Source organism: Streptomyces sp. DH37 (assembly GCF_029813835.1).
In the GTDB taxonomy this organism is placed as follows: Bacteria; Actinomycetota; Actinomycetes; order Streptomycetales; family Streptomycetaceae; genus Streptomyces.
Window position 1 is genome coordinate 1 of the sequence record NZ_JARVKV010000098.1, and the last position, 15,071, is coordinate 15,071.

General features: G+C 74.1%; 13 protein-coding genes. 5 read left to right on the top strand and 8 right to left on the bottom strand.

Features of this window, described 5'->3' with window-relative positions; genetic code table 11:
* Positions 1-67: 67 nt before the first annotated feature.
* On the bottom strand, positions 68-475 hold the full coding sequence (locus QC029_RS28935; RefSeq protein WP_279558795.1) for a DUF5997 family protein: 408 nt from the start codon (positions 473-475) through the stop codon (positions 68-70).
* Positions 476-531: 56 nt separating this feature from the next.
* On the opposite strand from QC029_RS28935, the gene QC029_RS28940 reads away from it, so the two are divergent.
* Both QC029_RS28940 and QC029_RS28945 read left to right on the top strand, forming a co-directional pair.
* Positions 532-1,299 carry a LysR family transcriptional regulator substrate-binding protein gene (locus QC029_RS28940; protein ID WP_279558796.1) on the top strand — a complete coding sequence of 256 codons (768 nt, stop codon included), beginning with the start codon at positions 532-534 and terminating at the stop codon, positions 1,297-1,299.
* A 151-nt stretch (positions 1,300-1,450) separates the two neighbouring features.
* Positions 1,451-2,200, top strand: a complete 750-nt coding sequence (locus QC029_RS28945) for a MerR family transcriptional regulator (protein ID WP_279558797.1) — start codon at positions 1,451-1,453, stop codon at positions 2,198-2,200.
* A 61-nt stretch (positions 2,201-2,261) separates the two neighbouring features.
* Here QC029_RS28945 and QC029_RS28950 read toward each other — a convergent pair whose 3' ends face one another.
* The gene (locus QC029_RS28950) at positions 2,262-2,834 is read right to left on the bottom strand and encodes a histidine phosphatase family protein (RefSeq protein ID WP_279558798.1); all 573 of its coding nucleotides are present in this window, start codon (positions 2,832-2,834) and stop codon (positions 2,262-2,264) included.
* A gap of 72 nt (positions 2,835-2,906) precedes the next feature.
* Positions 2,907-3,323: a GNAT family N-acetyltransferase gene (locus QC029_RS28955; RefSeq protein WP_279558799.1), complete on the bottom strand. Its 417-nt coding sequence runs from the start codon at positions 3,321-3,323 to the stop codon at positions 2,907-2,909.
* 175 nt (positions 3,324-3,498) lie between these two features.
* On the opposite strand from QC029_RS28955, the gene QC029_RS28960 reads away from it, so the two are divergent.
* Complete coding sequence (locus QC029_RS28960) at positions 3,499-3,720, top strand: DUF1918 domain-containing protein (protein WP_279558800.1); 222 nt, start codon at positions 3,499-3,501, stop codon at positions 3,718-3,720.
* A gap of 43 nt (positions 3,721-3,763) precedes the next feature.
* Here QC029_RS28960 and QC029_RS28965 read toward each other — a convergent pair whose 3' ends face one another.
* Positions 3,764-5,023, bottom strand: a complete 1,260-nt coding sequence (locus tag QC029_RS28965) for a glycoside hydrolase family 10 protein (RefSeq protein ID WP_279558801.1) — start codon at positions 5,021-5,023, stop codon at positions 3,764-3,766.
* 254 nt (positions 5,024-5,277) lie between these two features.
* On the opposite strand from QC029_RS28965, the gene QC029_RS28970 reads away from it, so the two are divergent.
* Positions 5,278-7,998 (top strand): cellulose binding domain-containing protein, encoded by a 2,721-nt coding sequence (locus QC029_RS28970; RefSeq protein ID WP_369281323.1) that lies wholly within the window; start codon positions 5,278-5,280, stop codon positions 7,996-7,998.
* Between the two features lie 123 nt (positions 7,999-8,121).
* Positions 8,122-8,979, top strand: a complete 858-nt coding sequence (locus QC029_RS28975) for a 3-hydroxybutyryl-CoA dehydrogenase (protein ID WP_279558802.1) — start codon at positions 8,122-8,124, stop codon at positions 8,977-8,979.
* 161 nt (positions 8,980-9,140) lie between these two features.
* Here QC029_RS28975 and pheT read toward each other — a convergent pair whose 3' ends face one another.
* The 4 genes from pheT to QC029_RS28995 all read right to left on the bottom strand — a co-directional run bounded on the left by pheT (position 9,141) and on the right by QC029_RS28995 (position 15,023).
* Complete coding sequence (gene pheT / locus QC029_RS28980) at positions 9,141-11,660, bottom strand: phenylalanine--tRNA ligase subunit beta (RefSeq protein WP_279558803.1); 2,520 nt, start codon at positions 11,658-11,660, stop codon at positions 9,141-9,143.
* On the bottom strand, positions 11,660-12,787 hold the full coding sequence (pheS, locus tag QC029_RS28985; RefSeq protein ID WP_279558804.1) for a phenylalanine--tRNA ligase subunit alpha: 1,128 nt from the start codon (positions 12,785-12,787) through the stop codon (positions 11,660-11,662). The genes pheT and pheS overlap by 1 nt, the downstream gene beginning before the upstream one ends.
* 177 nt (positions 12,788-12,964) lie before the next feature.
* On the bottom strand, positions 12,965-14,008 hold the full coding sequence (locus QC029_RS28990; protein ID WP_279558806.1) for an ATP-binding protein: 1,044 nt from the start codon (positions 14,006-14,008) through the stop codon (positions 12,965-12,967).
* Between the two features lie 157 nt (positions 14,009-14,165).
* The gene (locus tag QC029_RS28995) at positions 14,166-15,023 is read right to left on the bottom strand and encodes an RNA methyltransferase (protein WP_279558807.1); all 858 of its coding nucleotides are present in this window, start codon (positions 15,021-15,023) and stop codon (positions 14,166-14,168) included.
* Positions 15,024-15,071 lie beyond the last annotated feature (48 nt).

Consider the following 15,071-nt stretch of genomic DNA (forward strand, 5'->3'; position numbering starts at 1 on the left):
GAGACCGGACGGCGGGCCGGGAAGCGGTGGGAGCGGCGTCACCCCCGCGCCGCGGGGGCGGCGGGGGTCAGGGGCGCGGCGGGTGGGGCCGGTCGTCGCCCTCCTCCGCCTTCTTCTCCCTCAGGCGCGCCGCTTCCTTGCGGACCTCGGCCTGGGTGGCGCGTTCCTTCCGCAGCCACTCGGGGTTCTCCGCCTTCAGCGCCTCGATCTGCTCCGTGGTCAGGGGCTCGGTGATCCCGCCGCGCGCGAGGCCCGAGTTGGAGATGCCCAGCTTCGCCGCGACCACCGGCCGGGGGTGCGGGCCGTCGCGTCGCAGCTCCCGCAGCCACGCGGGCGGATCGGCCTGCAGCGCGTTCAGTTCGGCGCGCGAGACGACGCCCTCCCGGAACTCGGCGGGGGTGGCCTCGAGGTACACACCCAGTTTCCTCGCCGCGGTGGCGGGCTTCATGGTCTGGGTGGTCTGCTGCGACTTCATGGTGCCCAGGGTATCGAGCGCGCGGCGCCTCCCGCCGCGCCCGGTAGCCTGGCGACGTGACAGGCTCGGAAGCGTCCCCCTCGTTCCGGCTCGCGTACGTCCCGGGAGTGACGCCCGCCAAGTGGGTGCGGATCTGGAACGAGCGCCTGCCCGGCATCCCCCTGGACCTCGTCCAGGTGCCCGCCGCCGAGGCGGCCGGCGTCCTGCGGGACGGCGGCGCCGACGCGGGTCTCCTGCGGCTGCCGACCGACCGGACGGACCTCAGCGCGATCCCCCTCTACACCGAGACGACGGTGGTCGTGGTCCCGAAGGACCACCTCGTGGCCGCGGTCGACGAGGTGTCCGCCGGGGAACTGGCCGACGAGATCGTGCTGCACCCCCTCGACGACACCCTCGACTGGGAGCGCCCGCCGGGCCGGCCGGCGTTCGAGCGCCCCGCCACGACGGCGGACGCGGTCGAGCTGGTGGCGGCGGGGGTGGGGCTCCTCGTCGTCCCGCAGTCGCTCGCCCGTCTGCACCACCGCAGGGACCTCACCTACCGGCCGGTCACGGACGCCCCCCAGTCGCGCGTCGCGCTGTCGTGGCGGGAGGACCGGACCACCGACATGGTGGACGACTTCATCGGGATCGTCCGCGGGCGGACCGTCAACAGCACACGGGGCCGCCGCCCCGCCGCCCAGGAGGAGCCGAAGGCCAAGCGTCCCGAGAGGGGTGGCGCGCGGCAGAAGCCCGCGGGCGGCGGGACCGGGGGCGGCGGGAGCCCCCGGCGCGGTTCCGGCGCGTCCCGGGGCGGCCGGCGCGGCAAGCCCCGCCGCCGGTCGTAGCCTCCGGACCCCGCCACGGGCGCGCCCGTGCTCCGGGGCGGCCGGAACCGCCGGGAGGGCGGCCGGGCTCCGGGGTTGAAGTTGACGCGGCGGAAACCCCTAGCGTCGCCGTCACCGACCCAATCGCCGGCGGATCGGAGGCTGAAAGGCGATGGAATGGTCCATTCAGGAGATCGCCCGCTCGGCCGGGACCACCAGCCGCACCCTGCGCCACTACGACGCCGTCGGGCTGCTGCGTCCCAGCCGGACCGGGCACGGCGGGCACCGCTACTACGACGAGCACGCACTGGTGCGGCTCCAGCGGATCCTGCTGCTGCGCGAGCTCGGCCTGGGGCTGGCCGCCATCTCCGACGCGCTCGACGGGCAGCGGGACGCGGCCGCCGCGCTGCGCACCCATCTGAGGCTGCTCGAACAGGAGCGGGAGCGCCTGGGCCGGCAGATCGAGTCGGTACGGACGACGCTGACCAGGATGGAAGGAGGCGAACCTCTCATGCCGGACGAGGTTCTCGACGGTTTCGACCACACCCGCCACAAGGACGAGGTCATCGAGCGCTGGGGCCGCGACGCCTACGAGAAGGGCGACCGGTGGTGGCGCTCGCTCTCCGAGGACGACAGGAAGGGGTTCCAGCAGCGGCAGCTGGACATCGCCGCCGACTACGCCCGCGCCCACCGGGCCGGTCTCGCGCCGGACGGCGAGGAGGTGCGGGAGATCACGCGGCGCCACTACGAGTGGGTCGCCGCCGGCTGGCAGGACAGGCGCCCGACCGCGGAGCAGTTCGCCGGGCTCGGGCGGATGTACGTCGACGACCCGCGGTTCACCGCCGCCTACGACCGGCACGGCGAGGGCACGGCGGTCTTCGTGCGGGACGCGATGGTCGCCTACGCCGAGCGCGAGCTGTAGGAGCCCGGACGGAGGCGACGGGCCCCCGGGGCGCGGCGGAGGCGCCGCGCCCCGGGGCGCGTCAGTGGTCCATGGCCAGCACCCAGTCGCCCGCCCACCCGGCCAGGGTGATCGACGACAGCGGGTGGGGGTCCATGTGCCAGTACGTGTGCGGCGGGGCCTTCAGGGCGTACACCGCGGCCGCCCGCAGCACCGTCGGCTCGACGACCGCGGCGATCAGGCAGTCGCCCTCGCCGCCCGGCCGGGTGTCCAGCCATCCGCCGACCCGCAGGATGAAGGCGAACAGCGACTCGCCGCCGTGCGGGGTCGCGTGGGGGTCGGTGAGCCAGGCGTCCACGGCCCGCGGCTCGCTCGCCGCGACCTCCCCGAGCGTGCGGCCGCGCCACCGGCCCATGTCGCACTCGCGCAGCGCGGGCTGGGCGAGGGGTCGCAGGCCCAGGACGTCCCCGGTCTCCCGGCAGCGCATGCTCGGCGAGCAGTAGCGCAGTTCGGCCCCCGCCAGGTGCGCGTACGCCGGGATGGCCCGCTCGGCCTCACGCCATCCGGCGGCGTCCAGGGGGCGGTCGTCCTCGAAGCGCACGTCCAGCAGGGATGAACTGCGGGCGGCGGCGAGCAGCGTGATCCGCAGGTGCATTACCGGATGGTAGAACCGTGAACCGGATTGTTCGACGGTCGGGCACGGACTGTTTTCGGACGTATGCCCGGATCACCGGGGGGCCGGCGCCGTCGACCGTCCGGGCTGCGCCGGCGGACGGAAGCCGAACCCCTCGCAGAGGCCGTGCGCGTCCTCCGCGGCCGGCGGCGCCCGCTTTCGGCCCGTACGGCTCCGGCTCCGCGAGCGCGGCTCCCACCAGCGCCTTCCCCACGCTCCGGCCGCGTGCGGCGGGGCGACGCGGACGTCGCACAGCCGGGCGAACGCGGCCCGGCCGGTGGCCACCCGCGCATGGCCGGGCTGCTCGCCGCCGGCCCTGCCGTACGCCCCGGGGCCGAGCGGGCCCGCGATAGCCCGGTCCCGCTTCTCGCGGCTGCGGCCGAGCGCCCCGTGGGCGTCGGTGGACAGCCGCCGGTGGACGCGCGGCGTCGAGGCGGGCGGGGCGGCGGGGATCCCGTACGGGGCGCTCACGGCGGGAGAGCCCGGCAGCCGGCACGCGGACCGTCGACCGGTTCTGCCCCGCTCCCCCCTGCCGCCTCCCCGCGTTCCCCGGGTTTCCCCGCTCGCGGGCATCCGGCCTCCCTCCACCCCTAGAATCGTGACCAAAAGGATTTTTCTTCTCGATACGGACAGAGGGAGACCGCCGATGCAGGCGAACGTGGGCGACCTGCTGCTGGTCCACGGCAGGTTCGTGGGGCAGCACGAGAGGGTCGCGGAGATCATCGAGGTACTGGGGGCGAACGGCGAGCCGCCGTACCGGGTCCGCTTCGAGGACGGACACGAGACCGTGATGTCGCCGGGGCCCGATTCCGTGGTGCGCCACCACGGCGAGCCCCTGCTGGAGCACGGCGAACCCCGGCGCCGGTGACGCCGGGGTCCGTCCGCGGGGGCGGCGGGGGCCGGGGCGGCCGCTAGCGGGGCGCCCGCACCGGGCGGTCGTAGTGGTCCTCCACCACCCGGGTCATCGCCCCGATCGGGTCCGCGGCGACGTGCTTCGCCGAGAAGTAGACGTTGCCGCGGACCTCGGGGTACTCCCGGCAGAGCGTCAGATGGCGGGAGAGCTCGGCCGGATCGTGCCAGGCCGGGCCCTGGGCCGGGTCGCCCGCCTTGTACAGCGCCTCGCCGATGTGGAGCTCGACGCCGGTGCCCCGCACCACGCCGGCCCACCAGGGCACCAGTTCGGCGTAGTCGGCGGCGGCGAAACCGATGTTCCAGTACACCTGCGGCATGATGTAGTCGATCCAGCGCTCGCGCACCCACTTGCGGGTGTCCGCGTACAGGTCGTCGTAGGTCTCCACGCCCGCGCGGGTGGCGGAGCCCTCGGGGTCGGTCCCGGCGTTGCGCCACACGGCGAAGGGGCTGATCCCGAAGCGCACCCGCGGCTTGGTCCGCCTCAGGCGCCGCGAGGTCTCCAGCACCAGCAGGTCGATGTTGTGCCGCCGCCAGTCGGCCCGCTCGGCGAAGCCGCCGCCGTACCGCGCGTACGCCTCGTCGTCGTCGAAGACCTGGCCCGCCACCGGGTACGGGTAGAAGTAGTCGTCCCAGTGGACGCCGTCGATGTCGTAGCGCTCCACCGCGTCGAACATGGCGTCCTGCACGAAGGCGCGGACCTCGGGCAGCCCCGGGTTGTAGTAGAGCTTGCCGCCGTAGGGAACCACCCACTCCGGATGCCGCCGCGCCGGGTGGGAGGCGGACAGCCGCGCGGGGTCGGCGTGGTTGGCCACGCGGTACGGGTTGAACCAGGCGTGCAGCTCCAGCCCGCGCCGGTGCGCCTCGTGCACGGCGAAGCCCAGCGGGTCCCAGCCGGGGTCCTTGCCCTGGGTGCCGGTGAGGTACTGCGCCCAGGGCTCGTACGGCGAGGGCCACAGGGCGTCGGCGGTGGGCCGCACCTGGAGGAACACCGTGTTGAGGCGGCGCTCGACCGCCGTGTCCAGATGGGCCAGCAGTTGTCCGCGCTGCTCGTCGGCGGTGAGGCCGGATCTGGCCGGCCAGTCGATGTTGGCGACGGTCGCCACCCACACACCGCGCATCCGGGGCCGCCGCCCGTACCGGCCGCCCGCGTCCCCCGGCTCCCGCGCGGCCGCCGTGCCCGCTCCGGATCCGGTGAGCAGCGAGGCGGAGAGCACTCCGACCGCCGCCGCACTGAAGGTCCTCCGAGAGAAACGCCCCATACCGCTACTGCCTCCTCGTGACGACGACTCACCCGATCATCGCGGCCGGGTAACGGCGGGGCAACCGCGCGTGACGGACGAAAGGCCGCCGCCCTCCGCCGCCGCGTCCTCTTGACGCCCCTGGCGCGAACGGCCTTATGCGAACGGCGTTCGACAACTAGCATCCGCACCACGCACACCTGGGAGCGCTCCCACTCACTGGTTCACCCCCCTTACCGCCCGCATGGGCGGATCTGCCCGGAGAGGACGTGTCCGTGCGCACAAGACGATCGGCCGGCGCCGCCCTGGCGGCGCTGGCCCTGGCAGGAGGCCTGCTGACGGCCTCCGCGAACCCGGCCGCGGCCGGCCCCGACGCCCGGGGACAGGGTGTCGCGGTCTCCCGCGTCCCGGCCGACAGCTACACCTGGAAGAACGTCCGGATCGACGGTGGCGGCTTCGTGCCCGGCATCGTCTTCAACCGGTCCGAGAAGGACCTGGTCTACGCCCGCACCGACATCGGCGGCGCCTACCGCTGGGACCAGCCCGGAAAGCGCTGGGTCCCGCTGCTGGACTCGGTGGGCTGGGACAAGTGGGGCCACACGGGCGTCGCGTCCCTGGCCACCGACCCGGTCGATCCCGACAACGTGTACGTCGCCGTCGGCAACTACACCAACGACTGGGACCCGAACAACGGCGCCGTCATGCGCTCGTCCGACCGCGGGGCGACCTGGAAGACCACCGAGCTGCCCTTCAAGCTCGGCGGGAACATGCCGGGACGGGGCATGGGCGAGCGGCTGGCGATCGACCCCAACGACAACCGCGTCCTCTACCTCGGCGCCCCCAGCGGCCACGGCCTGTGGCGCAGCACGGACTCCGGCGCCACCTGGTCCGAGGTGACGAGCTTCCCCAACCCCGGCACCTACGTCCCCGACCCGGGCAGCGACAACGACTACCTGACCGACGAGGTGGGCGTCGTCTGGGTCACCTTCGACGAGTCCACCGGCAGCGCCGGCCGCCGGACGGGGACGATCTACGTCGGCGTGGCCGACAAGGAGGAGTCGGTCTACCGCTCCACGGACGCGGGCGCCACCTGGGAGGCCGTGCCCGGCCAGCCCACCGGCTACCTCCCCCACAAGGGCGTGCTGGACGCCCGGAGCGGCCACCTCTACATCGCCACCTCCGACACCGGCGGCCCCTACGACGGCGGCAAGGGCCAGGTGTGGCGCTACGACACCGGCAGCGGCGCGTGGACGGACATCAGCCCGGTGCCCGAGGCCGACACGTACTTCGGCTACAGCGGACTGACGCTCGACCGGCAGAACCCGGGCACGGTGATGGTCACCGGCTACAGCTCCTGGTGGCCCGACACCCAGATCTTCCGCAGCACCGACGCCGGCGGGAGCTGGACACGGGCCTGGGAGTACGGCTCCTACCCCAACCGCTCCGACCGCTTCGCCATGGACGTCTCCTCCGTGCCGTGGCTGACCTTCGGCGGCAACCCCTCGCCGCCGGAGACGGCGCCGAAGCTGGGCTGGATGACCGAGTCGCTGGAGATCGACCCGTTCGACTCCGACCGGATGATGTACGGCACCGGCGCCACGGTCTACGGCACCGAGGAGCTGACCGCCTGGGACAGGGACGAGACCTTCACCATCAAGCCCATGGTCCGGGGCCTGGAGGAGACGGCGGTCAACGACCTGATCAGCCCGCCCTCGGGGGCGCCGCTGCTCAGCGGCCTCCTCGACATCGGGGGCTTCCGCCACACCGACCTGGACCGGGTGCCGGAGCTGATGTACCAGTCCCCGTACATGGGCAATGTCTCGAGCCTGGACTACGCCGAGAGCAGTCCGGGCACGGTGGTCCGGGTCGGCAGTAGCGACACCGGCCAGAACATCGCTTTCTCCACCGACAACGGCGCCAACTGGTTCGCGGGCAGCAGCCAGCCGTCCGGGGTGACCGGCGGCGGGACCGTGGCCGCGGCGGCCGACGCGAGCGGCTTCGTCTGGAGCCCGGAGGGCGCGGGCGTGCACCGCACCACCGGCTACGGCGGCTCCTGGACGGCCTCGCGGGGCATCCCGGCGGGCGCGCGCGTCGAGGCGGACCGGGTGGACGCCGACACCTTCTACGGCTTCTCGGGCGGCACCTTCTACGTGAGCACCGACGGCGGCGCGACCTTCACCGCCTCCCCCGCCACCGGACTGCCCGGCGACGGCGGCGTCCGCTTCAAGGCCGTGCCCGGCGAGGAGGGCCACATCTGGCTCGCGGGCGGCAGCGGCGACACCTACGGACTGTGGCGCTCCACCGACGGCGGGAGGAGCTTCACCCGGATCGGGGGCGTGGAGGAGGCCGACACCATCGGCTTCGGCAAGGCCGCGCCGGGCGCCTCGTACCCCGCCCTGTACAGCAGCGCGAAGATCGACGGGGTGCGGGGGATCTACCGTTCCGACGACGCCGGGGCGAGCTGGGTGCGGATCAACGACGACGCCCACCAGTGGGGCTGGACCGGCGCGGACATCACCGGGGACCCGCGGGTGTACGGACGGGTCTACGTCGCCACCAACGGCCGCGGCATCCTCTACGGCGACAGCGCCGGAACGACCGACCCGACCGACCCCGAGGACCCCACCGACCCGGAGGATCCCACCGACCCGGAGGATCCCGGGGAGCCGGGCCCCGCGCGGTGCGCCGTCACCTACCGGATCACCAACCAGTGGCAGGGCGGCTTCCAGGCGGACGTCACCGTGCGGAACACCGGCACGGCCGTCGTCGACGGCTGGAAGGCGGTCTGGTCCTTCGCGGACGGCCAGCGGGTCGGCCAGATGTGGAACGCCTCCTTCACCCAGAGCGGCGCGACGGTGACGGCCTCCTCGGCGGGCTGGAACGCGCGGCTGGAGCCGGGCGCCTCGGCTTCCTTCGGCTTCACCGGCTCCTGGTCGGGCTCCAACGGCGCCCCCGGGGCCTTCGAGGTCAACGGATCGGCCTGCGCCACGGGCTGATCCCACCGTCCGGGCGGCCGACCGTTCCTCCGGCGCGGCGGGGTAACGTCGGTCGGCGAGGCGCTGCGGCCGGAACCGTACGGGGGCGGCGTCACGGACCAGTGGATCAGCGAAAGGCACGATGTGACCGACATCGAACGCGTCGGAGTGGTGGGCTGCGGCCAGATGGGCTCGGGTATCGCCGAGGTCTGCGCACGGGCCGGCCTGGACGTCATGGTCGCCGAGACCACCGGCGAAGCCCTGGAGATAGGCCGTACCCGGCTGGTGACCTCCCTGGACAAGGCCGCCGCACGAGGCAAGATCAGCGAGGCGGAGCGCGACGCCACCCTGGGCCGCCTCTCCTTCACCACCGACCTCGGCGAGTTCGCCGACCGCGATCTGGTGATCGAGGCGGTCGTGGAGAACGAGCAGGTCAAGACCGAGATCTTCCAGATCCTCGATCAGGTGGTGACCAGCCCGGACGCGATCCTGGCCTCCAACACCTCCTCCATCCCGCTGGTGAAGCTGGCCGTGGCGACCGCCCGCCCGGACCGGGTGATCGGCATCCACTTCTTCAACCCGGCGCCGGTGCAGCGGCTGGTGGAGCTGATCCCCGCGCTGACCACCTCCGACGACACCATCGCGCGGGCGGAGACCGTGGTCGTCAAGACGCTGGGCAAGCACGCCATCCGCGCCCAGGACCGCTCGGGCTTCGTGGTCAACGCGCTGCTGATCCCGTACCTGCTCTCCGCGATCCGGATGTTCGAGACGGGCATCGCCAGCCGCGAGGACATCGACAACGGCATGGAGCTGGGCTGCGCGCACCCCATGGGGCCGCTCAAGCTCGCCGACCTCATCGGTCTGGACACCGTCGCCTCGGTCGCGTACTCGATGTACGAGGAGTACAAGGAGCCGCTGTACGCCGCCCCGCCGCTGCTCCAGCGGATGGTCGACGCGGGCCGCCTGGGCCGCAAGACGGGAGCGGGCTTCTACACGTACTGACGCGCACCGGTACGCGCCGGTACTCACCGGCCCGCACCGGCCCGCACGGCGCGGAGGCGGAGGCCGGGAACGCGAACGGCGGGGCGCCCCCGGAGGGGCGCCCCGCCGCCGTCGTACCGCCCGTCGTACCGCCCGTCGACCGGCCGGCGCGGGACGGACCGCTACGCGCCGCGCAGCACCGCGCCCGTGCGCTCCACCGCCGCCGCCACGGCGGCCTCGCGGGCGGCCGTGGCCTCCTCCGCGGTCAGCGTGCGGTCGGGTGCGCGGAAGCGCAGCGCGTACGCCAGGGACTTGCGGCCCTCGCCGATCTGCTCGCCGGTGAAGACGTCGAACAGCCGCAGCGACTCCAGCAGCTCCCCCGCGCCCGCGCGCAGCGCCGTCTCGACCTCGGCGGCCGGGACGGAGGCGTCCACCACCAGGGCGACGTCCTGCGTGGCCACCGGGAAGGCGGACACGTGCGGGGCCTGCGGGGCTCCCGTACGGGCCCGCTCCAGCAGGTCGAGGTCGATCTCCATGGCGCAGGCGCGGGCGGGCAGGTGCATCGCCTTCACCACGCGCGGGTGCAGCTCGCCGGCGTGCCCGACCAGGACGCGCTCGCCTCCGGCGCGCACGTACAGCGCGGCGCAGCGGCCCGGGTGCCAGGGGGCGTGCCGGTCGGCCTCCACGGCCAGCTCCACGCCGGCCTCGCGGGCGACCGTGCGGGCCGCCTCCACCGCGTCGGCCCAGGTCGCCGGGCGGCCCTTGCCCCACCAGCCGTCCTGCTCGCGCGCCCCGGCCAGGACGACCGCGGCCCGGCGCGGCTGCGCGGGCAGCGCGGTCCGCAGGGAGGCGATCTCCTCGTCCGTGGGACGGCGGTCGACCGGCAGCCGGACGGCCGGGGTCTCCTCGCCGGTGGGACGGAAGACCAGACCGGTCTCGAACAGCGCGAGCCCCCCGTGACCGCCCTGGGAGCCGCGGCCGTCGTTGCGGCGCAGCGCGGCGAGCAGTCCGGGCAGCAGCGTGGTGCGCAGCGCCGGCTCCTCGTCGGAGAGCGGGTTGACCAGCCGCACGGTGCGGCGGCGGGCGTCGTCCTTCTCCAGGCCGAGCTGGTCGAGGGCGGCCTCCCCGATGAACGGGTAGTTCGGCGCCTCGACGTAGCCGGCCCCGGCCAGCGCGCGGCCGACCCGGCGGTGCAGCCGCTGCCGCTCGGTCAGGCCGCGGCCCGAGGGCAGGCGCGGCAGGGTGGAGGGCAGGTTCTCGTAGCCCTCCAGCCGCATGACCTCCTCGGCCAGGTCGTTGGGGTCGGTGAGGTCCGGCCGCCACGACGGCACGGTCACGGTCAGCTCGTCGGTGCCGTAGACGTCGCAGCCCACGTCCTGCAGGCGGCGCACCACGGTCTCGCGTCCGTAGGCCCTGCCCGCGACCCGGTCCGGGTGGTCGGCGCGCATCCTGACGGTGTGCGGGCCGCTGGGCGAGACAATCTCGGTGACGCCCGCCTCGGCGGTGCCGCCCGCCAGCAGCACCAGCAGGTCGACGGTGCGCTGGGCGGCGGCGGAGGTGGCCTGCGGGTCCACGCCGCGCTCGAAGCGCCGGGACGCCTCGGAGGACAGCTTGTGGCGGCGGGCGGTGCGGGCGATGGAGACCGGGTCGAAGTGCGCGGCCTCGATCACGATCTCGGTGGTGCCCGCCGTCTCCTGGGCGTCGGCGATCTCGGTGTCGGCTCCGCCCATCACCCCGGCCAGGCCGATCGGCCCGCTGTCGTCGGTGATGACCAGGTCCTCGGGGTGCAGCTCGCGCTTGGTGCCGTCGAGGGTGGTGAGCTTCTCGCCCGGCCGGGCCCGGCGCACGCCGATCGTCCCGTTGACGCGGGAGCGGTCGTAGGCGTGCAGCGGCTGGCCGAGTTCGAGCATCACGTAGTTGGTGATGTCGACCGCCAGCGAGATCGGGCGCATCCCGGCCTTCTGCAGCCGGCGCTGGAGCCAGATCGGGGAACGCGCCTCGGGGCTCACACCGGTGACGGTGCGGGCGGTGAAGCGGTCGCAGCCGCGCCGGTCGTCGATCGCGACCGGGTACCCGTGCTCGTTGGGCACGGGCACGTCCAGCAGCGCCGGGTCGCGCAGCGGCAGGCCGTAGGCGGTGGCCGTCTCGCGGGCGATGCCGCGCATGGACAGGCAGTAGCCGCGGTCGGGCGTGACGGCGATGTCGAGGACCTCGTCGACCAGCTCCAGCAGCTCGATCGCGTCGGTGCCGACCTCGTGCTCGGGCGGCAGGACGATGATGCCCGCGTGGTCGTCGCTCATGCCCAGCTCGCTGGCCGAGCAGATCATGCCCTCCGACAGCTTGCCGTAGGTCTTGCGGGCGCCGATCCGGAAGTCGCCGGGCAGCACGCCGCCGGGCAGGATCACCACGACCTTGTCGCCGACGGCGAAGTTGGTGGCGCCGCAGACGATGTTCTGCGGCTCGCCGGTGCCGTTGGCCTCGCCGACGTCGACCTGGCAGTACCGGATGGGCTTCTTGAACTCCGTCAGCTCCTCGATCGCGAGGACCTGGCCGACGACCAGCGGGCCCTTGAGCCCGGTGCCGAGCCGCTCGACGGTCTCGACCTCCAGCCCGGCGGCGATCAGCCTCGCCGCGACGTCGCGGCCGGTCTCACCGGCCGGCAGGTCGACGTACTCCCGCAGCCACGAAAGCGGGGCCCGCATCAGATCTCCATCCCGAACGGCCGGGTGAACCGGACGTCGCCCTCGACCATGTCTCGCATGTCCTCGACGTTGTGGCGGAACATCAGCATCCTCTCGATGCCGAACCCGAAGGCGAAGCCGCTGTAGCGCTCCGGGTCCACACCGCAGGCGGTCAGCACCCGCGGGTTGACCATGCCGCAGCCGCCCAGCTCGATCCAGCCCTCGGAGGAGCAGGTGCGGCAGGGGCGGTCGGGGTCGCCGACGGACTCGCCGCGGCAGGCGAAGCACACCATGTCCATCTCGGCGGACGGCTCGGTGAACGGGAAGTACGACGGGCGCAGCCGGGTGCCCAGGCCCTCGCCGAACAGGGACCGGACCATGTGGTCCAGGGTGCCCTTGAGGTCGGCCATGGTCAGGCCCTCGTCCACGGCGAGCAGCTCGACCTGGTGGAAGACCGGGGTGTGGGTCGCGTCCAGCTCGTCGGTCCGGTAGACCCGGCCGGGGCAGATCACGTACACCGGCAGGTCCCGCTCCAGCAGGGAGCGGATCTGCACCGGCGAGGTGTGGGTGCGCAGCACGACGCCCGACTCCCCCTCGCCGGAGCCCTCGGGGCCCTGGACGAAGAAGGTGTCCTGCATGGTGCGGGCGGGGTGGTCCGGGGCGATGTTGAGGGCGTCGAAGTTGAACCACTCGGCCTCGGCCTCGGGCCCCTCGGCGACCTCGTAGCCCATCGCGACGAAGACGTCCTCGATGCGCTCGGACAGCGTGGTCAGCGGGTGGCGGGCGCCGGCGGGGACGCGGTCGAAGGGCAGCGTGACGTCCACCGCCTCCTCGACCAGCACGCGCTCGTCGCGCTCGGCCTCCAGCTCCTCCTGGCGCCGCTTGAGGGCCTGGCCCACCGCTCCGCGGGCCTGGCCGACGCGCTTGCCCGCCTCGGCCTTGGCGTGCGGCGGCAGGGCGCCGATCTCGCGGTTGGCCAGGGCCAGCGGCGAGCGGTCGCCGGCGTGGGCGGCCTTCACCTCGCGCAGCGCCTCCAGATCGCCGGCGGCGGCGATCGCGGCGAGGGCCGCGTCCCGTGCCCGGTCGATCTCTTCCGGTTTCAGTGCCTCGACCTCGACAGGGTCGTACGACTTGTTGGGTGCGGACATCTCTTCCCGTGCTTTTCGGTTGGCCCGTGGTTTCGGTTGGCTGCTTCGCCCCGCTTCGGCGCTTCGGCACCCGTTGTCTCGGCGGAGCCGGTCCCCGGGCCGCTCGAAGGTACCGGTTGTCGAGTCTACGGGGCGAGGAAGATCGCCACTGACCCGGAGGAGCCCGCGTGCGCCCGCTCAGGCCATGAAGGCCGGGACGCCCGCGGGCAGGGTGAATCGGAACTCGGCCCCGCCGGCGGGCGAACGGCCGACCGTGATCGCCCCGCCGTGGGCCTCGACGATGCCCTTGACGATGTACAGGCCCAGGCCGGTGCCGCCGCGCTTGCTGCCGCGCCAGAAGCGGGTGAAGACGCGGCTCATCGACTCCTCGGGGATGCCGGGGCCCTCGTCGCTCACCGTGACCGCCGTTCCCTCGTCGCCCGTCTTGGTCCGTGCCGGTGCCACTTCGATGGTGACGGTTCCCCCGCCGTGGCGCACGGCGTTTTCCAGCAGGTTGCCGAGCACCTGGTCGATCTTGTCCGGGTCGGCCCACAGATCGGGCAGCGGAGTGACGATCCTGCGGACGAACCGGCTCTCGGGCCGGCCCGCGGCGACGTGCGCCCGCACGTGCCGGTCCACGGCGGCGGCCATGTCCACGGGCTGGCGGTGGATCTCCAGCCGCCCGGAGTCGATGCGCGAGATGTCCAGCAGCTCGGTGATGAGCCGGGTGACGCGGTCGGCGTCGGCGTCCACCGTCTCCAGCATCAGCCGCTTCTGGTCGTCGGTGAACCGCTCCCACTTGGCGAGCAGCGTCGCGGTGAAGCCCTTGACGGAGGTCAGCGGCGAGCGCAGCTCGTGCGCGACGGTGGCGATCAGCTCGGCGTGGCTGCGCTCGGTGCGCCGCCGCGCCTCGGTGCCGCGCAGGGTCACCACGAGCCGCTGCACGGGGCCTGTGCGGTACGGGCGTACGTACCGCGCGGAGACCAGGACCTCCCGGCCTCCGGGCAGTAAGAGGTTGCGCTCGGGCTGGCCGGTGCGGATGGCCAGGCCCCCGTAGGGGTCGGTGACCTTCCACCAGCGGCGCCCCTCCAGGTCCTCCAGCGGCAGGACCTGCTCGACGGGGCGGCCCAGCGCCTCGTCCGGCGGTGTCGCGGTGATGCGGGCGGCGGCGGCGTTGAAGCAGACGACCCGGCCGCGGGCGTCGGCGACGACCAGTCCGTCGGGGAGGTCGTCGGGGAGCACCCCCGGACCGTCGGGCCGCGGCGGCTCCCGCCGCGTGCGGGAGGCGTGGGGCGCGCGGACCGCGCCGGGCGCGTCGGACGGCCTGCCGCCCTGTCCGCCGGACGTCCTCACGTCCACTCCCGCTCACCCCCCTTCGGGCCCCGGGCACGCCACCCTACTAGCTCGGCGTGACGGAGCGGCACCCTCCGGCAGCACGCTGCGCACGGGCCGAGGCGTAGAGGCACACGGCCGCGGCGGTGGCGAGGTTCAGGCTCTCCGCGCGCCCGTGGATGGGGACGCGCACCACCTCGTCGGCGAGTGCGCGGGTCTCCTCCGGCAGCCCCCACGCCTCGTTGCCGAAGACCCAGGCGGTGGGGCCGCCCATGCGGCCCTCGTCCAGCTCGGTGTCCAGGTCGTGCTCGCCCGCGCCGTCGGCGGCCAGCACCCGCACCCCGGCCTCGCGCAGTCCGGCCACGGCCCGCTCGACGGGGACGCCGACGGCGACGGGCAGGTGGAAGAGGCTGCCGACCGAGGCCCGTACCGACTTGGGGTTGTACAGGTCCACCGAGGCGTCGGTGAGCACCACCGCGTCGGCGCCGGCGGCGTCCGCGCAGCGCAGCACCGTCCCGGCGTTCCCCGGGTCGCGGACGTTGGCGAGGACGGCGACCAGCCTCGGGCGGGCGGCCAGCACGCGTTCGAAGGGCAGGTCGAGGAAGCGGCAGACGCCGACCAGGCCCTGCGGGGTGACGGTCTGCGACAGCTCCGCGATCACCTCGTCGGTGGCGGTGCGGACCCGGGCCCCGGCGGCGCGGGCGGCGGCGACGATGTCGGCGTGCCGCTCGGCGGCCTCCGGCGTGGTGAACAGCTCGGTGAGCGTGGGTTCGCCGCCGCCGCGGTGGCCGACCGCCTCGCGTACGGCCTGGGGTCCCTCGGCGAGGAAGCGGCGCTCCTTGCCGCGGGTGTTGCGGCGGGCCAGCCGCCGGACGGCGGTGACGCGGGGGGAGCGCGGGGAGGTCAGTTCCGGGGCGGCGGCCATGACGCGGCGTTCTCGCTTCTCGGGGCTTCTCGGCGGGCGGGAGGGCGG